At 38.9% G+C, this 21,553-nt stretch carries 20 protein-coding genes and 1 other annotated feature; of the genes, 12 read left to right on the top strand and 8 right to left on the bottom strand.

All coding sequences use genetic code 11. From position 1 onward, the window contains the following. Nucleotides 1-84 precede the first annotated feature (84 nt). On the bottom strand, nucleotides 85-1,011 hold the full coding sequence (locus tag BANA01_RS22965; RefSeq protein ID WP_063254861.1) for a nuclease-related domain-containing protein: 927 nt from the start codon (nucleotides 1,009-1,011) through the stop codon (nucleotides 85-87). A 314-nt stretch (nucleotides 1,012-1,325) separates the two neighbouring features. Here BANA01_RS22965 and BANA01_RS22970 point away from each other — a divergent pair, with 314 nt between their 5' ends. The 3 genes from BANA01_RS22970 to BANA01_RS22980 are packed head-to-tail and all read left to right on the top strand — an operon-like array spanning nucleotide 1,326 to nucleotide 4,960. Then, entirely contained in the window at nucleotides 1,326-3,644 is a 2,319-nt protein-coding gene (locus tag BANA01_RS22970) for a xanthine dehydrogenase family protein molybdopterin-binding subunit (protein ID WP_034673362.1), read from the top strand. Then, nucleotides 3,644-4,471 carry an FAD binding domain-containing protein gene (locus tag BANA01_RS22975; protein WP_034673347.1) on the top strand — a complete coding sequence of 276 codons (828 nt, stop codon included), beginning with the start codon at nucleotides 3,644-3,646 and terminating at the stop codon, nucleotides 4,469-4,471. Before BANA01_RS22970 ends, BANA01_RS22975 begins: the two co-directional genes overlap by 1 nt. 18 nt (nucleotides 4,472-4,489) lie before the next feature. Next, a complete protein-coding gene (locus BANA01_RS22980) occupies nucleotides 4,490-4,960 on the top strand; it encodes a (2Fe-2S)-binding protein (RefSeq protein ID WP_034673345.1) in 471 nt (156 codons plus the stop codon). 290 nt (nucleotides 4,961-5,250) lie between these two features. Here BANA01_RS22980 and BANA01_RS30690 read toward each other — a convergent pair whose 3' ends face one another. Further along, entirely contained in the window at nucleotides 5,251-5,379 is a 129-nt protein-coding gene (locus BANA01_RS30690) for a hypothetical protein (protein WP_268875110.1), read from the bottom strand. Nucleotides 5,380-5,384: 5 nt separating this feature from the next. Beyond that, a complete protein-coding gene (locus tag BANA01_RS22985; RefSeq protein WP_052106286.1) occupies nucleotides 5,385-5,834 on the bottom strand; it encodes a hypothetical protein in 450 nt (149 codons plus the stop codon). A 142-nt stretch (nucleotides 5,835-5,976) separates the two neighbouring features. Here BANA01_RS22985 and BANA01_RS22990 point away from each other — a divergent pair, with 142 nt between their 5' ends. From BANA01_RS22990 to BANA01_RS23000, 3 genes are read left to right on the top strand one after another with little or no spacing between them, the layout of a single operon-like run. Then, the gene (locus BANA01_RS22990) at nucleotides 5,977-6,954 is read left to right on the top strand and encodes an ABC transporter ATP-binding protein (RefSeq protein WP_082799645.1); all 978 of its coding nucleotides are present in this window, start codon (nucleotides 5,977-5,979) and stop codon (nucleotides 6,952-6,954) included. Continuing rightward, complete coding sequence (locus BANA01_RS22995) at nucleotides 6,951-7,754, top strand: ABC transporter permease (RefSeq protein WP_034673341.1); 804 nt, start codon at nucleotides 6,951-6,953, stop codon at nucleotides 7,752-7,754. The genes BANA01_RS22990 and BANA01_RS22995 overlap by 4 nt, the downstream gene beginning before the upstream one ends. Before the next feature lie 6 nt (nucleotides 7,755-7,760). After that, nucleotides 7,761-8,543, top strand: a complete 783-nt coding sequence (locus BANA01_RS23000) for an ABC transporter permease (protein WP_034673338.1) — start codon at nucleotides 7,761-7,763, stop codon at nucleotides 8,541-8,543. A gap of 29 nt (nucleotides 8,544-8,572) precedes the next feature. On the opposite strand, the gene BANA01_RS23005 is transcribed toward BANA01_RS23000, so the two are convergent. Continuing rightward, on the bottom strand, nucleotides 8,573-8,833 hold the full coding sequence (locus BANA01_RS23005) for an alpha/beta-type small acid-soluble spore protein (RefSeq protein ID WP_034673335.1): 261 nt from the start codon (nucleotides 8,831-8,833) through the stop codon (nucleotides 8,573-8,575). Between the two features lie 100 nt (nucleotides 8,834-8,933). Beyond that, nucleotides 8,934-9,142, top strand: a binding site (T-box leader). Between the two features lie 126 nt (nucleotides 9,143-9,268). Here BANA01_RS23005 and argS point away from each other — a divergent pair. From argS to BANA01_RS23020, 3 genes are all read left to right on the top strand, one after another. After that, nucleotides 9,269-10,963: an arginine--tRNA ligase gene (gene argS / locus BANA01_RS23010; protein WP_034673331.1), complete on the top strand. Its 1,695-nt coding sequence runs from the start codon at nucleotides 9,269-9,271 to the stop codon at nucleotides 10,961-10,963. Between the two features lie 78 nt (nucleotides 10,964-11,041). Continuing rightward, nucleotides 11,042-11,506, top strand: coding sequence for a DinB family protein (locus BANA01_RS23015; protein ID WP_034673329.1), 465 nt, complete (start codon nucleotides 11,042-11,044; stop codon nucleotides 11,504-11,506). A 257-nt stretch (nucleotides 11,507-11,763) separates the two neighbouring features. Then, nucleotides 11,764-12,945 (top strand): NupC/NupG family nucleoside CNT transporter, encoded by a 1,182-nt coding sequence (locus BANA01_RS23020; RefSeq protein WP_034673327.1) that lies wholly within the window; start codon nucleotides 11,764-11,766, stop codon nucleotides 12,943-12,945. Nucleotides 12,946-12,985: 40 nt separating this feature from the next. On the opposite strand, the gene gltP is transcribed toward BANA01_RS23020, so the two are convergent. From gltP to mgtE, 4 genes are all read right to left on the bottom strand, one after another. Then, complete coding sequence (gltP, locus tag BANA01_RS23025; protein ID WP_034673324.1) at nucleotides 12,986-14,263, bottom strand: glutamate/aspartate:proton symporter GltP; 1,278 nt, start codon at nucleotides 14,261-14,263, stop codon at nucleotides 12,986-12,988. Between the two features lie 125 nt (nucleotides 14,264-14,388). Continuing rightward, nucleotides 14,389-14,985, bottom strand: a complete 597-nt coding sequence (uptA, locus tag BANA01_RS23030) for an undecaprenyl phosphate transporter UptA (RefSeq protein ID WP_034673322.1) — start codon at nucleotides 14,983-14,985, stop codon at nucleotides 14,389-14,391. 95 nt (nucleotides 14,986-15,080) lie between these two features. Next, nucleotides 15,081-16,262, bottom strand: a complete 1,182-nt coding sequence (locus tag BANA01_RS23035) for an FtsW/RodA/SpoVE family cell cycle protein (RefSeq protein WP_034673319.1) — start codon at nucleotides 16,260-16,262, stop codon at nucleotides 15,081-15,083. A 159-nt stretch (nucleotides 16,263-16,421) separates the two neighbouring features. Then, nucleotides 16,422-17,780: a magnesium transporter gene (mgtE, locus tag BANA01_RS23040; RefSeq protein ID WP_034673317.1), complete on the bottom strand. Its 1,359-nt coding sequence runs from the start codon at nucleotides 17,778-17,780 to the stop codon at nucleotides 16,422-16,424. Between the two features lie 300 nt (nucleotides 17,781-18,080). On the opposite strand from mgtE, the gene BANA01_RS23045 reads away from it, so the two are divergent. The 3 genes from BANA01_RS23045 (at nucleotide 18,081) to BANA01_RS23055 (ending at nucleotide 21,509) form a co-directional block, all read left to right on the top strand. Further along, nucleotides 18,081-18,857, top strand: a complete 777-nt coding sequence (locus BANA01_RS23045) for a hypothetical protein (protein WP_034673315.1) — start codon at nucleotides 18,081-18,083, stop codon at nucleotides 18,855-18,857. A gap of 127 nt (nucleotides 18,858-18,984) precedes the next feature. Further along, nucleotides 18,985-20,064, top strand: a complete 1,080-nt coding sequence (locus BANA01_RS23050) for a D-alanine--D-alanine ligase (RefSeq protein WP_034673313.1) — start codon at nucleotides 18,985-18,987, stop codon at nucleotides 20,062-20,064. Between the two features lie 59 nt (nucleotides 20,065-20,123). After that, nucleotides 20,124-21,509 (top strand): UDP-N-acetylmuramoyl-tripeptide--D-alanyl-D-alanine ligase, encoded by a 1,386-nt coding sequence (locus BANA01_RS23055; RefSeq protein WP_034673310.1) that lies wholly within the window; start codon nucleotides 20,124-20,126, stop codon nucleotides 21,507-21,509. Nucleotides 21,510-21,553: the final 44 nt, after the last annotated feature.

The raw sequence follows: 21,553 nt of genomic DNA on the forward strand, positions 1-21,553 counted from the left end.
CCGTCATGATGACCGAAATCCAAGAAAAATCAAAAAAGTGGTAACCATGGATCCTGTAGATCTACTAGAATACACAGAGATACCTCATTCCTTCAATAAGACCTCAAAATATGAATACTTCCCATGTCCCATTAATTTATAATTCTTAGTTAAGAACTTTCGGATCGTCTTTCTAGACTCCACCACCCCGCACCAGTCATGAATAATATTAGTAGTGATTTTTAGACTTGGAAAAAGTAGGATTAATTCTTCCACACTCCGTACAACAGCTGATTCAACCTCCTCTTCAAAACCGCAATCTTTACATGTAACTTTCCTCTCGCCACATGCAATTTGAAAGGAATTACAGATAGCACAAGTAAATCCTTTTAGCAGTGAATGGTATTCATAGGGAGGCAATTTGGGATAGGGAGATTCAATGATGTGATCCGCTATCATTTTGTCAGCTAGTTTTCGCTGCATCCCATTTAGGTTTGGTGGCTTTGAGTTTAGTTTTTCCATAAAGGAGCTTAGCTGTGGAGGAAAAATAATAGAATCGTTCTGGGGAGCTTGATATAAGAAGAATTTAGGATTGATAAAAACTAGATAGGGAACAATTCGGAAATGGAATCCATTTTTTTTGAGGTATTGTTGGAGTAAAGTTTCGGCTCTCTTTACTTGGTGCAATGGATTTGTGATTAGACTTTTTGAGCCAGAAAAGTGAAACTCACCATCATTGTAAAAATAATTACCTTCAAAATTTTTTATTTCACAAGGGAAAATGGTGTCTTGTATAATCAGGGAGGAATCAATTTGAAATTTTGAATGATTTATTTCGAGCATGATATCGTTTAAAATATATACGTCACTATTAAGGGTTGCAGCCGTTAACCGGTCAAAGGCCAATTCTCCTTCGTATCCTTTCTTCAAATATAAATACTGCTTCAGGTCGTCTTCCGTTAAGCTCATTCGGTTGTTTAAAAATCCTAATAGCTTTAATAAGTCTGATTCAGTTCTAGATTTTAAGAACATAATCCACATCCTTTCTACCTAATCATATAGAAAATCTTATAACCTGGTTGTGGCGAAATATCTACAAATATACAAATCATTTTAACGCAAAAAATGTACAACGATGTAACACCAGCCAAAATTGGTACCGTACATTTAATCAAAAATAAATCAAAATTCGGGCGGGATCCAATCATGGATCCAGTCTTTTTGTTTTGTCCAATTCTCATTAGAAACATAAACCATCAATAATCTAAAAAGGCGCTGAATATACATAGGTAATGAGTTGGTAAAATTCCTATTTGAACAAATAAAAAAGGATTGTAGGGATGAATATGGAGGTTATCGGGAAAAGCGTTATTCGTAAAGAGGCACAGGAAAAAGTGACAGGACGTGCACTTTATACACACGATTACCACAGCACGAGAAAGCTTTCCGGAAGGGTGGTGCTCAGTCCTTATGCCCATGCAAGAATCACTAGTATTGATACGAGTAATGCAAGAAAAGTCACTGGTGTACGTGCTATCTTAACAGGGGAAAATATTGCGCTCACAGGTGAATCCATGCGGGACCGTCCCCCATTAGCGACCGATAAGGTACGGTATCATGGGGAGGCTGTTGTACTTGTGGTTGCCGATACACCGGCCCAAGGAGATCTTGCTGCCAGCCTGATTAACATTCAGTATGAGTTATTGCCTGTTGTTCATACGCCGACACAGGCCTTTCAAAACAATGCTCCGTTAGTGCATGAGCGCTTAGGTGAGTATAAAAAGGAAAAAGATGTCTACCCCGTTCCTGGAACGAATATAGCTCATCATGTAAAAATACGCAAAGGCAACGTGGAAAAAGGATTGGCGGAAAGCTCGGTTACTGTAGAGGCGGAATATTCGTTTTCTCCATCCGATCATGCAGCAATGGAGACAAGAAGTTCCATCGCAGAGATTAGGCCGGACGGAACAATTAAGATTATGACGTCATCACAGGCACCCTTTATGGTGAAGCAATTAATTGCTAGTTATTTTAATGAAGATCTTGGAAAGATTGTAGTCGACACACCACTCGTAGGCGGTGCTTACGGGGGAAAGGCTGCTGTCCAGCTGGAGCTACTCGCTTATTTAGGCTCAAAGGCAGTCGGAGGACTGCCAGTAGAAATTTTCAATGAACGGGAACAAGATATAATTATGTCACCCTGTCATATTGGCCTGGACGCGAAGGTCAAAATTGGTGCGGATCCAAATGGCATAATTAAAGCAATGAAAATTCAGTTTTTATGGGATGGAGGCGCCTACTCTGATAAATTGATTGACCTGACGCGAGCAGGGGCAGTTGACTGTACTGGTCCTTATAAGGTGGAAAATGTATGGTGTGATTCTTATGGCATGTACACCAATCATACATATGCAACCCCTTTTCGCGGTTTTAGTCATTCCGAACTCTCTTTTGCTATTGAGAGAACAGTAGATTTATTGGCAAAGAAGCTGCAAATAGATCCGTTGGAATTGCGCTACCGAAATGCAATTAAACCAGGTCATACCACTCCAACAAGAGTCCTGCTTAATCAAAGTAACGTGGGGAATTTACAAGAATGTATTGAGAAATTAAGAAAATTGATCCGTTGGGAGGAGGGGCAGGTTAAGGAGATTAATGAGAGACTAGTAAGGGTTAAGGGGATTAGCTGCAGTTGGAAAACATCAACAATTGATCCTAATGCTCCTTCAGGTGTAATCCTGACATTTAACCGCGATGGAAGCATTAATTTAATGTCTGGTGTTGTCGAAATTGGAACTGGGACGAAAACTGTATTAGCTCAGATACTTGCTGAAAAAATGAAGATGAATGTAGAAAAAATCCACGTGCGAATGAAAGTGGATACGCAAACTACACCTGAGCATTGGAAGACGGTCGCAAGTAGAGGAATCTATATGGCAGGAAGGGCATTATTAGAGGCGGCAGACGATGTCATTGCCCAATTAAAGAATATTGCCTCTATTGTCTTGAGGGCACCGACTGAAGATTTAGAGGTAGCAAACAGCAGGGTTTTTATAAAAGACAATCCTCGGATAGGTGTTGATTTTAAGGAGATTTGCTACGGCTATCAATATCCAAATGGAAACTCGATTGGCGGCCAAATTATCGGAAGGGGAAATTTTATCCTCCGTCACCTTACCTATCTGGATCCCGAGACAGGAGAAGGAAATCCAGGACCGGAATGGACGGTAGCCGCTTATGGTGTTGAAGTGGAATTTGACCGCCGTGATTTAACCTATCGATTAATTAGAGCTGCTTCGGTCATTGATATAGGAATTGTATTAAACGAAAAAGCGGCATTAGGGCAGGTGATGGGAGCAATGAGTATGGGGCTATCCTTTGCGGGAAGAGAAACCTTTTACTATGATGAGCTTGGCCAGGTCCTGAACCCGCAGCTACGTACGTATCGTCCGCTTCGTTACGGTGAAAATCCTGAATATCTTGTTGATTTTGTTTATACCCCTGATTTGCAGGCTGCGTACGGGGCCCGCGGGGTTGGTGAGCATGGTCTTCTTGGAATGCCTGGTGCGCTCGGGAACGCCCTTTCTTTGGCGGCAAATGTCTCATTACACCACCTTCCGTTAACCCCAGAGTTAATTTGGAAGACAAAGGCGGGGAAAGTATAATGCTGTCATTTGATTTTGACTATTATCGGCCAAAAACGCTGCAGGAAGCAGTTGGGCTTTTTCAAAATGCTGACCGAAATGGAAAAAAACCAATGTATATTTCGGGTGCAACCGAATTACTTACTCTCGGAAGGATTAATCTTGCCTTTACAGAAGCAGCCATTGATCTAAAAGACATTGTAGAAGGAAACGTTATGCAGTTTGAACAGGGTTATCTGGTAATAGGAGCTAATTTAACACTCACGAAAATTGAAGAAGCGAATTTGTTTCCATTACTGACCAATACATCAAGTAACATAGCAGACCATACCGCTCGCGGAAAAATAACCCTCGGCGGTAATATCTGCGGGCAAATATTCTATCGGGAGGCAGTACTGCCATTTTTATTAGCCGACAGTCAAGTAGTAATTGTTGGGCCGGAAGGTGTAACAGTAAAACCACTTAATGAGATTTTCAATGAGCAGCTGATATTGAAAAAAGGTGAGTTTCTTATCCAAGTAGCCACAGATGATCGATATATCCATGCCCCTTTTATCAGCATTAAACGCCGGCAGCAGTGGGAAACAGGGTACCCATTAATAACAGTTGCCGCATTAAAAATAGATGGAGAGGTACGGACGGCGTTCAGCGGCCTTTGCCCGTTTCCGTTTCGATCAAAGAAGATGGAGGCTGCGTTAAATAACCATGAATTATCCGTAAAGGCGCGGATTCAAAGTGCATTAGCCGAAGTGCCCAGCCCCATTCTTAATGATGTTGAAGGTTCTTCAGAATACAGGCTGTTTGTTTTGCAAAATTTACTTGAGGATGTTTTAGGGGCGTTCGACTAAGGGAAGGAAGTGATTTTTGTGAAACTACACACGATTAATTTAAACATTAATGATCAAGTGCGCACGGTGACTGTAAGAACTGGAGACACACTCTTATATACGATTAGGGAGAAGCTTGGATTAACAGGGGCAAAACCGGGGTGTTTGAATGGGGATTGCGGAGCTTGCACAATTAATGTCGATGGCTGGCCAATGAAGTCTTGTTTAATGATGGCGGTAGAAGGGCAGGGAAAGCAAATTAAAACGATTGAAGGATTAGGTAATACCCTGATCCAACAGGCGTTTGTTGAACATTTTGCTTTTCAATGCGGATATTGCACACCTGGGTTTATCATGAATTGTCATTCCCTTATTCTCAAGAAACCAGACGCGGATGATTCGACGATTAAAGAGTGGCTTGAATCGAATATTTGCCGCTGCACAAGCTATATCGAAATTGAAACGGCCGTCAAGTCTGCCTTGGAAAAAAATAAACACCATTCCAATTAACCACGAAAAAGAGGTTGTTCGCAACCTCTCTTTATGTTTAGGCTCTGCTTCACTTTTGATAAGGGGAGAATTTCCGGCTAAGTATATAGAGGAAGCTTAAGAAGCAGATTTAAGCGGAGATATTCCGATTAACTGCTCTACATAAGACAGAATTCACCGATTTGGCTCATATAAACGGAAAAACTTCCTTTATTTTTAAGGAAATATTGATATTTCCCAGTTCAAACGGAATTTTGCCGGTTATTTTTCAAACCCAGTTAAATCCATAGACCTTTTTTAAAAATGAACACCTAAATAGAAGTTCCTCCGTCGATCCGTTCTACACGCGTAAAGAAAAAGATGAAGGCAGCAATTGAAATAGCAATGAGAAACACACTATTATCGGATAATTTAATGGTGGGTAATTGATTTAGAGCCATTATGATCATTCCTTTTCAATATTTTTAAATATACTGGAGTCAATATTAAAATGACTTGATACAATCTGCTGAAAAAAGTGATAATCTTGTCTTAATACAGGAAGTGCAGGTTCATATAAAGGGACACCAAAGATTGGGCCGCTTACATTCACTGAAAATCTTCTGGGTCCGAGTACAACACCAGTCAACCTAATTTGATCCACAATTAATAAGATTGCAAGTACAAGATCAATGATATCAATAACTGCATTTGATATTTTATCTTCGTATTTACCTACTGTTCGTTCTCCGCCCAGTATAGGCCCACTTAATGAAACACGAAATCCTCCTGATGTTATAAACACTCCAATTACTGTAATTTGTCCGGTTAACAATAAGAAGGCAGTAACTAGATTTAAATCACGTTGAAGGGAAGCAATGCACTGTAGGTTTTCATCAATATATGTGTATGTCAAAGGAAGCTCACCTCTTCACCATGATATTCAGTAGGGCATAAAATGCCCATATTGATTATGAAAAAACAATTTAGAAAATTCTTGACACTTATCAACTTCGAATGATACTATTTTCTTCCGTGACAAAAAGGAGGGAAAGTATTTGATTAAATTAGAGGGCATTACTAAATCCTTCAAAGTGGCAAAGCGTTCCACTGGATTAAGGCAGGCTACCAAGGCGCTCTTTTACAGGGAGCATACGATTGTAGAAGCTTTAAAAGATATCACTTTCAGTATTGAGCCCGGAGAAATTGTCGGTTATATTGGTCCGAATGGTGCTGGTAAATCGACAACGATTAAAATCATGAGCGGCATATTAGTGCCTGACGGAGGAAACTGCAGTATCATGGGCTACACACCTTGGAAAAACCGCGTGGATTATGTGAAAAATATAGGCGTCGTCTTTGGTCAGCGCTCGCAGCTTTGGTGGGATGTTCCGGTGATTGATTCATTTGAGCTATTGAAGGATATTTACAACGTACCGGAACAGGAATATAAAACTACGTTAAATCTGCTAATAGAAACATTAGAATTAAAGGAAATAATGAACTCTCCGGTCAGGCAACTAAGTTTGGGTCAACGAATGCGCTGTGAAATTGCTGCTTCACTTATACATAATCCTCAGATTCTATTTTTAGATGAACCGACGATTGGACTCGATGCAGTTTCAAAAATAGCCGTACGCCAGTTTATCAAGACCATCAATCAAGAAAAAGGCGTAACGGTGCTCCTGACTACCCATGATATGAATGATATTGAAGCCTTGGCCAACCGAGTGATTCTAATTGGTAAAGGCAGTTTGCTCTATGATGGGAAAATTGAGGAATTGAAGAAACGCTTCGGATCCCATAAAACGATAACCGTGGACTACCGTAAAAATATAAATTCTATTGATATACCAGGGACCTCGATCATCCACTGGTCTCCTGAACATGCTGTCCTCAGCATCGATACAGAAAAAATCCTTACATCGGAAGTTATTACCGAGTTATCCCAAAAGGTGGACCTTTTAGATGTGACAATCGAATCACAGCCAATAGAAGACGTGATCATCCAGCTTTATAAGGAGTTCCAAATATGAAGGTATATGCTTCGATACTAAAACTAAGGGTGTTAATTGGTATGCAGTATCGGTCTGCTGCACTAGCTGGAGTAGCAACCCAATTTTTCTGGGGATTTATCTCGATTATGGTCTTTCAAGCCTTTTACGAACATTCATCCATAACGCCGCCAATTTCCTTACAAGAATTAATTACATATATTTGGCTGCAGCAGGCTTTTCTTGCATTTATTATGCTTTGGTTTCGGGACAATGAATTATTTGATCTCATAACTAGCGGCAATATTGCCTATGAACTTTGCCGGCCAACAGATTTATATGGCTTCTGGTATGCCAAACTTTTAGCACAGCGGTTATCCAGTGCACTATTACGCTTTTATCCTATTTTACTAGTGGCTTTCTTCTTGCCAAAACCCTACAACATGACTCTTCCTCCAGATGTAACAACCTTTATTTTATTTGTTATAACCCTTTTATTAGGCTTACTTCTGTTAGTAGCCATATCAATGTTCTTATATATTTCTGTATTTGTGACTTTATCTCCAATGGGTTCACTTTTGATATTTGGAGTTTTAGGAGAATTCTTTGCAGGTTTGATTATTCCGATTCCGTTAATGCCGCTGTGGCTGCAAAAAATTGCTTATGTCCTGCCATTTCGTTGGACAGCTGATTTTCCATTCCGAGTATATTCAGGACATATTGCACAAAGTGATGCCTTAATAGGTGTGTTTATTCAACTTGGCTATCTTCTAGGACTGCTATGGTTAGGGAAATTAGCATTTAACAGCGTATTAAAGAGAGTAGTCGTACAGGGGGGATAATGGGAGATGAGTCTTTATTTTAAGTATCTGCTCATTTTATTTAAATCACAAATGCAATACCGAACGTCATTTTGGCTTTTATCTATTGGACAGTTTTTTATTCCTTTCTCGGTTTTTGCGGGGCTTTACTTTTTGTTTGAAAGGTTTGGACATATAAAAGGCTGGGATTTTTTTGAAGTGGCACTTTGTTTTGCTGTGATTCACATGGCTTTTTCGTTAAGCGAGTGTTTTGCACGCGGCTTTGACACTTTTTCTAGTCTAATCATTAAGGGAGATTTTGACAGGGTCCTTGTAAGACCGCGGAGTACATTTCTTCAGGTGCTCGGTTCAAAATTTGAATTCACACGGATAGGCAGGCTCCTTCAAAGTGGTATCGTTTTAATTTGGGCGTTGAATAATCTTCCCATTGAATGGAGCTTCGTTAAGGTAGTCACTCTGTTTTTTATGATTACGAGCGGGGTATTCATTTTCACAGGCATTTATATGCTTGCTGCGACGATGTGTTTTTGGACAGTGCAAGGTCTAGAGGTGGCCAATATCTTTACAGATGGAGGCAGAGAGATGGCGCAATACCCATTAAATATTTATCAAAAGTGGGTAGCTCAATTCTTTACCTATGTCATCCCATTTGGAACGGTAAATTATCTTCCACTCTTATTTATTCTTGGAAAAACAAAGGGGAATGAGCTTCTATATATGCTGACTCCTCTTGCTGGAAGCCTCTTTATTCTTCCGTGTATTTTCGTCTGGCAATTTGGAGTAAGGCACTATCGATCCACCGGATCTTAAGTGTTAGGTAAGCAGTGGGGGGCCACTGCTTACCTTTTTTTAGCCATATTTTCTTGTGCCATTTTGACAAGTTCACGGACCATGCTTCCGCCTAGTCTGCCCCCGACCTTACCAGCTTGCTGTGAAGTGAGCTGACCGTTATAACCTTTCTTTAAAGGAACACCGACCTCCTCGGCGGCCTCAAATTTGGCGTTTTCAGGATTTTGTGCCTGGACGACCCTTGCTTTTAATGCGTCTAATCCATTCCTTGCTTCAGGGACGAGAATTTTATTTCTATTTCTTCTGGCCATACTATCCCTCCTTTATTAGTAGGATGCCCATTTTAAAAAATAAACAGCAACGACTGGATAAATCCTTTTTTATCCAGTATAATAACAACAATCAAGTCGGAAAAAATCAGTGAAAAAGAGAGTAGTTCTTTGGGAAGTCGAAGCGAGTCAGGGATGGTGGGAGCCTGATACGAAGCAAAGAATGAAGCGCACTTTTGAGATGTTTGCCTGAAAATAGTAGGGCAAACCGGAGTTGTTCTCCGTTAACAAGCCAAGCTGGTTCTTATAGAACAAGTAGAGTGGTACCGCGAGTTAACTCTCGTCTCTTCAACATAGAGACGGGAGTTTTTTGTTTTTATAAAGAGATGGCTACAGATATAGAACCTGTTGATTGGAACGCCATTCAACAGCCCAATTTAACACAGCCAAAAGAGATAAAAATGGAGGTCTTAAAAAATGAAGTATAAACAGGAGTTTGCAAAGATTTTATATGAAGCACTCGACCATGAAATTCAAGAGAAAGAACTGGAAATGTTAATTGAAAAACCTAAAAACCACCTGCATGGTGATTTCGCCTTTCCTTGTTTTATATTAGCAAAAGTAAAAAGAAAATCACCCGCAGTTATTGCTCAAGAGTTAAGTGAAAAGATCCAATCACCAACTATCGAGAAGGTAGAAGTGGTGGGGGCGTATATCAACATCTTCTTAAATAAAAAAATGGTTTCGGAAGATACGGTTGCTGAAATTATTAAGCAGCAGGAGAAGTATGGTGCTTTAGATATTGGCAATAACCGACCTGTAACCATTGACCTGTCATCACCAAATATCGCCAAGCCGTTCTCAATGGGCCATTTGCGTTCTACTGTCATTGGTAACTCTTTAGCATTTATTGTTGAAAAATGCGGATATAAGCCAATCCGAATTAACCATATTGGGGACTGGGGCACTCAGTTTGGTAAACTCATTACGGCTTTTAAACTTTGGGGAGAAGCAGAGAAGGTTAAACAGAAACCTATTAAGGAATTACTAACGCTTTATGTAAAGTTCCACGATGAAGCAGAAAATGATCCTTCACTTGTGGAACAGGGAAGAAACTGGTTTAAAAAACTTGAAGATGGTGATGAGGAAGCTGCGATGCTATGGCAGTGGTTCCGTGATGAGTCCTTAAAAGAGTTCTCAAGGATTTATGAATTGATGAATGTCCAATTCGATTCTTTTGCAGGGGAAGCCTTCTATAATGATAAAATGGACCATGTTGTCCAGCTTCTAGAGGAAAAACAATTGCTGGTAGAATCCGACCAGGCTCAAGTGGTGGAACTAACAGATGAAGGATTGCCTCCATGTTTAATAAAAAAATCTGATGGAGCTACCCTGTATGCAACTCGTGACTTAGCTGCAGCGCTTTACCGTAAAGAAAACTATGATTTTGATTTGTCGTTATATGTTGTTGGTAATGAACAGAGCCTTCATTTTAAACAGTTAATCGCTGTGTTAGAAAAGATGGGATACGCATGGGCAAGCAATATGGTCCATATTCCATTCGGAATGATGCTTAAAGATGGCAAGAAGATGTCAACAAGAAAAGGGAAGGTCGTCCTATTAGAGGAAGTATTAAATGAATCCATCGCAATGGCAAAACATAATATTGAGGAAAAAAATCCGAACCTTACGAACAAGAATGCAGTGGCAAAACAGGTAGGAGTAGGGGCAGTCATGTTTCATGATTTAAAGAATTTTAGAATGAATGATATAGAATTTTCACTAGAAGACATGCTCCGTTTTGAAGGTGAAACAGGACCTTATGTGCAATATACCTATGCACGTGCCTGCTCTATTCTACGAAAAGGGAACTGGCAGATGGCTGTAACAGCCCCAATCTCGTCGCCATCCTGGGAAAAAGAATGGAAGGTTGTTAGTCTGCTTACTGAGTTTACAAATGCAATTAAAAGGGCATATGAGCAGTTTGATCCCTCTCAAATTGCCAAATATATTGTGGACCTCGCACAAGCCTTTAATAAATATTATGGGGATGTTAAAATCCTTGAGGACAACGCAGAACAACAAGCCCGCTTGGCACTCGTCTATTCAGTGACGATTGTTTTAAAGGAAGGTTTAAGATTATTAGGGATTGAAGCTCCAGAGGAAATGTAAGTAAAAATAGTTTAATGGGTGGGTTAATTTGTTATAAAATGAAGAAGTGTTAAGGGAGATAAAGAGGAGGAAGAAGAGATGAGTGAACTTTTGCTAAATAATATGGAGTTAACAAGAAGTTTCTTTATCAAGAATGTAGCTGCTGTTGACGAGGGGCTAGTCAGTGTTCAACCTGCAGGATTTAACAACAACATTCACTGGCATGTAGGACATGTGTTAACAACAACCGAGAGTTTGCTATTTGGCTTTCCGAAAAATACAAGCCATTTGCCGGCAAACTATATGGAGCTATTTGCAAGAGGGACGAAACCCGCTGACTGGAAAGGGGATGTTCCGTCTGTTTCTATCTTAGTAGGCCAGTTAAAAGACCAATTAAATAGAATGAAGGAAATTCCTGTTGAAAGCCTCAGCGTGGAGTTAAAAGAGCCATTTCTTGGTCAGAAGGCCTTTGGTGAGCTCGTTAATTTTGCTCTTTTTCACGAGAATTTGCACCTGGGACATATTCAAGCAATGAAACGTGTTATTGAAACGGAAAAAAAATAAAAAGACCATCATTTTAATCATCCACCTTTTCAGGTGGATTTTTTTTTTGCAAAAGAGTAAGAAAAAGGCGGGATGGAATAATAAAAAAGTGAAAAACCTGAATTTTACCACTATCTCTGATTCAATTGACAGGAGAAAACGGTAACATTATACTCATTTTTGTTGTTTGATAAAAGTGTCGTTATTTGTCGAAATAAATTGTATTTTCTATCACCTTACATAATTGATAGAACATCCAGAACAGGAGAGGAATAGGATTGAAATATTTACTTTTTCTAGCAGCCATCGTTATCATCTTTTTATTAGCCTATATTGCTAGTAACAATAAGAAAAAGATTAAGGTTAAACCGCTTATCACTATGCTCGTACTGCAGCTGCTCTTTGCTTTTTTGCTGCTTAATACTGAGGTAGGTTTTGTGATTATTACAGCTGTTTCCACATTGTTCGACCATCTGTTAAGCTATGCAGCAGAAGGGATTAATTTTGTTTTTGGAGGAATGGCAAATGAGGGGGCAGGACCATTTTTCTTAAATGTCCTTTTACCTATCGTGTTTATTTCTGTCTTAATTGGGATCGCCCAACATATTAGGGTCCTCCCCATTATCATCCGTTATCTTGGTATTGTTTTAAGTAAGGTCAATGGTTTAGGTAAATTGGAGTCCTATAATGCGGTTGCATCGGCTGTTTTCGGTCAATCTGAAGTGTTTATCTCTGTAAAAAAGCAGCTTCCATATATCCCTCAGCACCGCCTTTATACTTTATGTACGTCAGCGATGTCTACGGTATCTGCCTCGATATTAGGGGCATATATGACGATGATTGATCCCAAGTATGTGATTACGGCCTTGGTGTTAAACTTATTTGGCGGATTTATGGTTGCCAACATTATTAATCCCTACGAGGTTTCACCGGAAGAAGATATTATTGATATTCAAGAAGGGGAAAAACAAACTTTCTTCGAGGTTCTTGGGGAATATATTATGGATGGATTCAAGGTCGCTATTATTGTAGGAGCCATGTTAATTGGTTTCGTTGCATTAATTAGTATGATTAACCATGTTTTTGAAGCCATTTTCGGAATTAGCTTCCAGATGGTCTTAGGTTATATATTTGCACCACTTGCCTTTATCGTTGGTATACCAGCAGTCGATATGGTTGAAGCCGGTACGATTATGGCAACGAAGTTATTATCCAATGAGTTTGTAGCGATGATGGATTTAGGAAAGATTGCTGACTCTCTTTCAAGTAGAACAGTTGGAATTATTTCTGTGTTTCTTGTATCCTTTGCGAACTTCTCCTCGATTGGAATTATCACGGGGGCAGTTAAGGGCTTAAATGAAGCAAAGGGAAATCAAGTAGCAAAGTTTGGACTGAAATTACTTTACGGAGCAACACTCGTAAGCTTATTAACAGCGGCTATTACGAGCATAATGCTATAAAAACAAGGCTGCTTGGAAATGATTCCAAGCAGCCTCTATTTTATTCAATCACTGGTTTAACATCACGAATCTCTTTAATATAGTTGTCGGCTTTTTCTGTATCAAATTGCTTTTCCCATTTTGACATGACTACCGCGGCAAGCGAGTTTCCGACCACGTTTACAACTGTTCTAGCCATATCTAGTATTCGGTCGATACCAGCGATAAATGCCAAGCCTTCAAGTGGAATCCCAACTGACCCTAAAGTCGCCAATAAAACAACGAACGAAACCCCAGGAACACCGGCGATTCCCTTTGAGGTTACCATAAGTACCAGCATAAGTGAGATCTGCTGACTAATGGAAAGATCAATACCATACATTTGTGCAATAAATATCGCTGCCAAGGCTTGGTAAAGGGTGGATCCATCAAGGTTAAATGAATATCCTGTCGGAATGACGAAGGAGGTAATAGCCTTCGGGCAACCGAAGCGCTCCATTTTTTCCATAATCTTTGGAAGTACTGTTTCAGAGCTTGCTGTTGAATAAGCAAGGATTAGTTCATCTTTTAAAATACGAATAATGTTAAAGATATTAATACCGACAAGCTTAGCAACCAAACCTAAAACAACTAGAATAAAGAAGACCATTGCCCCATAGACCGTAAAAATTAATTTACTTAAGGGAATTAACGAGGAAACTCCAAAGGTTGAAACCGTAACTCCGATAAGTGCAAAAACACCAAATGGAGCAAATTTCATAATTTGATTTGTTACATAAAACATCGCCTCAGCCGTTCCCTGGAAAAATGCGAGAACAGGTTTCCCTTTTTCCCCAATAGCAGCGACCCCAAGGCCAAAGAAGACCGAAAAGAATATAATTGCTAGCATATCGCCTTTTACGAGTGATTCAAATAGATTCTGAGGAACAATATTAACAAATGTATCTGCAAAGCTATGGCTTTCTACCTGTTCTGTTGTAGAAATATATCCGCCAATATCTTTCTTGGTTAAATGATCCATATCAATGCCAGTACCTGGATGAAAGAGATTAGCTGCACCTAATCCGATAATAATCGCTATGGTCGTAATAATTTCAAAATAAAGGATCGTTTTGCCGCCCAATGATCCAAGCTTTTTAATATCTCCTACACCCGCAACCCCAACAATTAGACTGGAAACTACGATCGGTATGACAATCATTTTTATTAAGCGTATAAAGATTGTACCTATTGGTTGTAAATATGTTTGCACCTCAGGGTTTCCGTAAAAAATTGCACCTACAGCAATCCCAAGGATTAATCCGACTAAAATTTGCCAAGCTAAACCAAACTTTTTCAAAAAATCAATCCTTTCGACGTAAATCTGTTATTATCGACAAACACCATGTATCTTTTCTATTTTATTTTCTAACACGATAAAAAGTCAAATGATGCTTTGATGACAAAAAAAAACAACCACTGTAATCAATCAGTAGTTGATTTTTTTGTTTTCTTTATTAAGAAGTAAATAACACCAAGAATAACGGCACCGATAATAATAGGCAAGGTATATTGCGCAGCATATTCTTTAATATGTGACCAATTTTCCCCTAGTGTATGTCCTAAATATAGGAAAAGGATGGTCCATGGAATAACTGCAGCTACCGTATAAAGCGTAAATTTGGTCGCAGACATTTTCGCAATCCCAGCAGGAATGGATATCGCATGTCGGACAACGGGAATAAATCGGGCGAAAAAAATGACGCCGACTCCATATTTTCGAAACCATTGTTCGGACAGGTCAATTTGCTTCTTTTTAATAAAGACATATTTGCCGTATTTTTCTAAGAAGGGCCGCCCGCCGTAGTATCCTGCCCAATAGAGAAATAACTGTGCAAGGGTTCCGCCAACTGTTCCAGCAATAATTGCGCCGGGGTAGCCGAGGATTCCTTCTGAAATCATATAACCGCCATACCCTAAGACGATTTCGCTAGGGATAACTTCTATCATTAACCCTAGAGCAATTCCGAAGTAGCCTAACTCTGATAAGAACTCTAGTACTGAGAAAATAAATTCTTTCATAGTTCACCTTCACCTTAAATATTTTCGCTTTTCTAAGTTTATAACAGTTTAGAGAAGAAAGAAATAAAAACAGCGGATTTTACCGCTGCCTTGATTTAACTGCTTAAAGACTTTGATGATGTGAACATATAATTACGATGATGGAAGCGAATGCTGTAGACGATACCCATCGCAAACATATTACCCATTAATGAACTTCCGCCATAGCTGATAAAAGGTAAGGGAATACCTGTAATCGGAAGTACTTGAATGGTCATACCGACATTTTGGAATACATGAAAGGTGAGCATAGAGATAATTCCCGTACACACATATGTATTAAATGGATCATTGGTATCGAATGCTGTTTTAATTAAGTGATAGATTAATAGAAAGAACAGTCCGATGACGACACTGCCGCCTACAAAGCCATACTCTTCACCAATCACACTAAATATAAAATCTGTGTGACCTTCAGGAATGTAAACCTCCCGATTGCCAAATCCTTTACCGGTTATCAATCCGGAACCGATCGCACTTAAGGATTTCAATAGATGGTAACCTGAACTGCTTGAATGGTTGAACGGGTCAAGCCATGCATATATTCGATTAAATTTGTATTCTTGTACATGCAGGTATTTTTCGAGTATATCTGGTCTTTGAACAACCAAATAAATAATGAAAACGGCAAGTGAAGCACCGGTACTAAAGATAGGCAAAATAATCTTCCATGTGATACCAGATACGAGAATGAATCCGACTAAAATCGATAATAAGACAAGCGAAGTACCTAGATCATTTTGCTTCATAATAAAGAAGATTGGTACGAATGTTGTGATTACTAATTTAAGTAATAACCAACCGTCTCTTTTAAATGTTTTCTCTAGATATTTCTCTTGATGCTGGGTTGCGACAGTGCTAAGTGCTAAAATGAGAAAGGTTTTAACAAATTCAGATGGTTGAATCGACCCAAGAGGCGTAATAAACCAGCTTTTGGCACCATTTCTAATGGGAGCGATGCTTTCTGGGGCAGCAAGGACACCAATAAGCAAAATAAGTCCAAATCCATACAAGTACCAGGAAAGCCGTTTATATTGAAAACTGTCAAAAAGAATGGTAATGGAAATGATGGCTGCTCCAACCACATACCAGAAAGTTTGCTTAACTAGGAAATTTTCATCGTACTGTCCAGCTGTTTGTGCACTATAAATTCCTAAACAACTTACGAGAAAAAATAGAAACAAAATTAATGTTAACGTCCAATCAAAGCGGTCTGCCTTTTTAGTGAAATTGTCCATATGCCACACCCAATTTTTGTCTATTTGTATAGTAATATGCTAACAAAGAAAATATTTGGTAACAATATATTTAGGTAATTTATTACAACAACTTTACTATTATGACGATTTCACTAGACAAAATGTTTCAAAAAAATAAAACACGGTCTATGACCGTGCCTACATGAGATAGTTTAGAAACATCGTGGCAATACCAAAGTAAGTGAGTAGAGAAAAAATATCATTAATTGTCGTAATTAACGGGCCGGAGGCAACAGCAGGGTCAATATTTAAACGGAATAAAATCAGCGGGATGATTGTACCAGCAAGGGTGCCAATAATGAGTGTAAAGAAAAGTGAAACACCGACCACTGCACCTAAAATAAAGCTTCCCTGCCATATATAAGCGATAATGGAGATAAGGATGGCACAGGTAATCCCGATTGTCACGCCGACACCAAGTTCTCGGGCGATCAAGCGAAGGATGACCCCTTTATCGATATCATGAGAAATAAGTCCTCGCACCACTACGGCTAGTGATTGAGTACCAGTATTACCGGTCATTCCTGCAATCATGGGCATAAAAAAGGCAATGGCGACGACTTGTTCCAAGGTATGTTCAAAACTGCTGATTATTCTGCCGGACAATAGCCCGATAAATAAAAGCAATATAAGCCATGGAAGCCTCCTAGCAGCTGCAACAAATGTTTTTGTATCAAAGTCAATTGATTTCCCAGAGGCAGATAATTTTTCTATATCCTCATTTGCCTCTTTAATGACGACATCAATAATATCATCGACGGTAACGATACCGACAAGTCTGTTACTTTCATCAACCACAGGAATTGCAAGGAAATCGTATCGTTCCGTCATTCTGGCGACGACTTCTTGGTCGGTAGTCACGGAAACAGATATTACACGTTCATACATGATGTTATTAATTTTCTCATTAATGTCAGCAAGCAGTAGGTCTCGATAAGAAACAACACCAACCAGCTTTCTCTCTTCGTTAACAACATATAAATAATTAATGGATTCAGCAAACTCAGCAAACGTTTTTAACTTATCCACCGCTTCCCTTACGCTGTAATAACTTCGAATCCAGACAAAGCGATTCGTCATCATTCTGCCTGCAGTTTCAGGAGGGTAATTCATAATATCGGTAACAGCTTGAGACTCTTCTACCTTCATACCAGAGAGCAGTGACTCTTTTTTCTCTGGTGATAGTTCATCAAGGAACAAGGCCAAATCATCATTGTCCATTAGATCAAGGACTTTACTGGATTTCTCTAACCCGAGTTTATTTAAAACCTCAAGCTGCTCTTCTTTTTCAAGTTCCTGCATTAGGTCAGCGAGTACTTCAAAATTTAAGAATAAGAGAAAACGAAGTTTATGCTTTTCAGGTAAATCCTCATATATTTTTGCTGTATCATATGGCTGCAGTTCTTCAAGGATGGTAAGAAAATCTGCCTTTTTGTTTTCTTTTAATAACTTTATAATATGGAGGGTCATTTCGTCTTTCGTCATATCTTTAATCATTGACAGCACGCTCCTTTCTAACGGTGCGTTTTAATCCTTCTATACATGTATGTAAAAAATGATTTGTTGATTGTACTGCAGTTAATACTACTATCGACTAGTATGTGTTATACATAAAGGAATAAAGCTAACTGTTTCAAAAGTATCACAAATCTCTTTAGAATTGTAAAAGAATTGAAATAAGCTATTTGGACTATTAATGATAAAATAGTGAAAGATTGGTTAATATTGGTGAGCGTTTTAATGAGTATTTTAACTCATTACCATAATGTTTATTTTCCTGATCGGAGGAGTTTGGCTTTGAAAAAGCACCATCAAGACATACAGGATCTTGTCTATGTCCACTTAAATCAAAATGATCAGTATGTACTATCTTACGGTATTGAATTTGCTGAATTTGCTGCTGCTTTTTCGGGTACATTGAATCATTTGCTATTATTAAAACATCGCTTTGAAGATAGTGATTTTAATATGCATACTCTGCTAGAATATTGTCCGGATGAGCGAATCGAAAGTTTAGCTGCGGAAGATATTTATGGCTACGGTGATTTCTGCTGGATTGACTTTGTTGAAGAAGAAGGATTAAATGAACTAACAGGACAAGAAATAGCGGAAATATTATACTTGGGACATCAAAAGCAGCATTTAAAACTGCCTTTTTATAATAAGTTAGGGAACCGTTTTGTTTATTTGGCGCACGACGATGGATTCTTTAATAAAGTATATTATCGAAGCTTTAAGGACTTTTTTCATCTTTTAAGTTATGCGCTTTCCAGTAAGCTGGGAAAGTTGAAGCTTGAAAAGACACTTCTCGGAATCAGAAAAAAACGTTCATATCCACCAATTAATAAGGAAATTCTCTTATCTTTAACGCCCTTTATTAAGGAAGGTATCTGTATTTCTTTACGTGATGTTGATCATCAGCGAAACAAGCTGGAAATACCGATTTGGGTAATTGGTGATTTTGCATCGATGGATGATATGTACGAAGAATATCAGCAAATTTCAGGCGAAACCTGCCATGCTAAAATCATCTTTGATAAAAAAACAAAAGAATGGAAGCTTACAGTTATCTAATCTCTCCATTTTGTTGGGGAGATTTCTTTGTGTTTGTATAACTAGGTGGTTTTTAGCCAAGCTGTAGGTTTCATAAAATAATAAAAGTGATAAAATAAAATCGTGAATGCGAAAATGGAGGTTTAGTATGAAAACAAAAATTGGTTTACTATACGGAGGTAAATCCGCTGAACATAAAGTATCGTTACAAACAGCTCTTGCGGTCATTAAGGCGCTCGATCTGGAAAAATATGAAATTCATCCGATTTACATAAATGTAGAGGGTCAGTGGATAAAGGGACCTCAGCTTACTGCGCCTGCAGAAAATGTTCAGGCATTAGAATTTTCAAATGAAAATCAGTTATCTCCTTTATCATTGGCACCGACTCTTTTCAATGATCAAAAACAAAACAGCGAACCATTAGATGTCATTTTTCCGCTGCTTCATGGACCAAATGGTGAGGATGGAACGGTACAGGGATTATTGGAATTGTTAAACCTGCCCTATGTCGGTAATGGTGTATTAGCTTCCGCAGCTGGTATGGATAAGGTTATGATGAAAAATGTATTTGCACAAGCGGGGCTTCCGCAAGTAAATTATGTTGCTTTCGTTCGAACAGAATGGGAAAAGGCGAAAGAGTCAATTTATACAAAAGTGGAAGAAAAACTCGGCTACCCTTGCTTTGTAAAGCCTGCCAACTTAGGCTCAAGTGTAGGAATTAGCAAATGTACAAATAGAACGGAATTAGAAGCAGCCTTTGTAGAAGCGTTTCAATTTGACCGAAAAGTAATCATCGAAGAAGGTGTTACAGCACGTGAAATTGAAGTAGGTATTCTTGGGAACGACGATCCCAAGTGTTCAGTTGCAGGTGAAATTGTTCCAAAGAAGGATTTTTATGATTATAAAGCGAAATATGAAGACGGTGACACAGCTTTAATCATTCCTGCGGATGTCACGAAGGAAGAGTATCAGCAAATTAAAGAGATGGCTATTCAAGCCTTTAAGGCGTTGGATTGCTCAGGCCTTGTGCGTGCGGACTTCTTCTTAACAAAGGATGGTAAGGCTTTAATTAATGAAGTGAATACAATGCCGGGATTCACGCCATTTAGCATGTTCCCGCTGTTATGGAAGCATACGGGTGTTGAGTATCCACAATTGATTGAAACATTGGTAAATCTTGCAAGGGAACGCCATGCCCAGAAGCAAAACATTAAATACACCTTCTAGAAAACATTGACACGGCTAAGTGCCGTGTCTTTATTAAAATATCCTACTGGAGGATTGACATGATAAAAAGAACTTTAAAGCAGATATCGGAGATGATTTCTGTAAAAAATGAGATTACCTCTTTTGCTGATACAGAAATTAGTGGTGTTTCAATCGATTCTAGAAAAATTGAAGGGGGAAACCTGTTTATACCATTTAAAGGGGAAAACTCAGATGGTCATAAATTTGTAGAGGAATCCTTAAAAAAAGGAGCATCTGCGGCACTTTGGCAAAGCGATGTACCGAATCCACCCCTGCATTTACCGATTCTTATCGTTGAGGATTGCTTAGTGGCGTTACAGGAATTAGCAAGAGAATATCGTAAACAGTTACAAGTAAAAGTAGTAGGTATAACAGGCAGTAACGGGAAAACCACGACTAAAGATATGACGTATTCTTTGTTATCCACTACCTATAAAGTTCAAAAGACCGAGGGGAATTATAATAACCATATTGGTTTGCCTTTAACTGTCTTAGGTTTGGATGAGGATACTGATATTGCGGTTCTAGAAATGGGGATGAGCGGCAGAGGAGAAATTGCCTTCCTGACAAAACTTGCTTCTCCCGATGCAGTTGTCATCACCAATATCGGTGAATCCCACCTTCTTGACCTAGGCTCGAGAGAAGGAATTGCAGAAGCCAAGCTAGAAATTTTACAAGGTCTAAAAGAACATGGTTTAGCGGTTCTTCATGGAGATGAGCCCCTTCTGATGGAACGGATAAATAAATATAAAGGCAATGTGCACGTACAAACATTTGGAAGAACCGATAGTAATGACTTTTTTCCAACAGAAATTACTCAATTAGAACAAGGAAATATGTTTAAAATCAATAACTCTTCGGAAAGTTTCGAACTTCCTGTATTGGGTACACATAATATATTAAATGCCCTTGCTGCCATGATTATTGCTCATTACTTTGATGTGCCATTTGAAAAAATGAATGAAGGTTTAACCAGTGTAAAACTAACCAATATGCGAATGGAGTTAGTAGAAGGTAGTCATGGTGAAAAAATCATCAACGATGCCTATAATGCCAGTCCTACCTCCATGATGGCTGCCATTGAACTAGTTTCACATTTAAAAGGTTATGAAAAAATTATCCTCGTCCTCGGTGATATGCTTGAATTAGGGCCTCAAGAAGAACAGTATCATCAGCAAATCGGCGAAGGATTGAATCCTGATAAGATAGATTTGTTGTTCACCTATGGGAAATTAGCGGAACATATGGCTGAAGGTGCACGATCCGCTCTAGGAAAACAAAGAGTTTTTTCTTTTACCGATAAAAATGAGTTAATTAAAGTATTAGAGAAGCAAGTAGACAACCGTACCTTAGTACTAGTAAAAGCTTCAAGAGGGATGAAACTTGAGGAAATTGTGACCGCCTTACAACAAAAGCAGGATTAATAAAAGACCGAAGTCTAGACTGTATGCTAAGTGCTGTTAATGGA

Source organism: Neobacillus niacini NBRC 15566 (genome assembly GCF_001591505.1).
Taxonomy (GTDB): Bacteria; Bacillota; Bacilli; order Bacillales; family Cytobacillaceae; genus Neobacillus; species Neobacillus niacini.

Excerpts from the sequence above, each read along its gene's own strand:
- BANA01_RS22965 (WP_063254861.1), bottom strand. The coding sequence starts at position 1,011 with ATGTTCTTAAAATCTAGAACTGAATCAGACTTATTAAAGCTATTAGGA.
- BANA01_RS22970 (WP_034673362.1), top strand. The coding sequence starts at position 1,326 with ATGGAGGTTATCGGGAAAAGCGTTATTCGTAAAGAGGCACAGGAAAAA.
- BANA01_RS22975 (WP_034673347.1), top strand. The coding sequence starts at position 3,644 with ATGCTGTCATTTGATTTTGACTATTATCGGCCAAAAACGCTGCAGGAA.
- BANA01_RS30690 (WP_268875110.1), bottom strand. The coding sequence starts at position 5,379 with ATGGCTCTAAATCAATTACCCACCATTAAATTATCCGATAATAGTGTG.
- BANA01_RS22995 (WP_034673341.1), top strand. The coding sequence starts at position 6,951 with ATGAAGGTATATGCTTCGATACTAAAACTAAGGGTGTTAATTGGTATG.
- BANA01_RS23000 (WP_034673338.1), top strand. The coding sequence starts at position 7,761 with ATGAGTCTTTATTTTAAGTATCTGCTCATTTTATTTAAATCACAAATG.
- BANA01_RS23005 (WP_034673335.1), bottom strand. The coding sequence starts at position 8,833 with ATGGCCAGAAGAAATAGAAATAAAATTCTCGTCCCTGAAGCAAGGAAT.
- argS (WP_034673331.1), top strand. The coding sequence starts at position 9,269 with ATGAAGTATAAACAGGAGTTTGCAAAGATTTTATATGAAGCACTCGAC.
- BANA01_RS23015 (WP_034673329.1), top strand. The coding sequence starts at position 11,042 with ATGAGTGAACTTTTGCTAAATAATATGGAGTTAACAAGAAGTTTCTTT.
- uptA (WP_034673322.1), bottom strand. The coding sequence starts at position 14,985 with ATGAAAGAATTTATTTTCTCAGTACTAGAGTTCTTATCAGAGTTAGGC.
- BANA01_RS23035 (WP_034673319.1), bottom strand. The coding sequence starts at position 16,262 with ATGGACAATTTCACTAAAAAGGCAGACCGCTTTGATTGGACGTTAACA.
- mgtE (WP_034673317.1), bottom strand. The coding sequence starts at position 17,780 with ATGATTAAAGATATGACGAAAGACGAAATGACCCTCCATATTATAAAG.
- BANA01_RS23050 (WP_034673313.1), top strand. The coding sequence starts at position 18,985 with ATGAAAACAAAAATTGGTTTACTATACGGAGGTAAATCCGCTGAACAT.
- BANA01_RS23055 (WP_034673310.1), top strand. The coding sequence starts at position 20,124 with ATGATAAAAAGAACTTTAAAGCAGATATCGGAGATGATTTCTGTAAAA.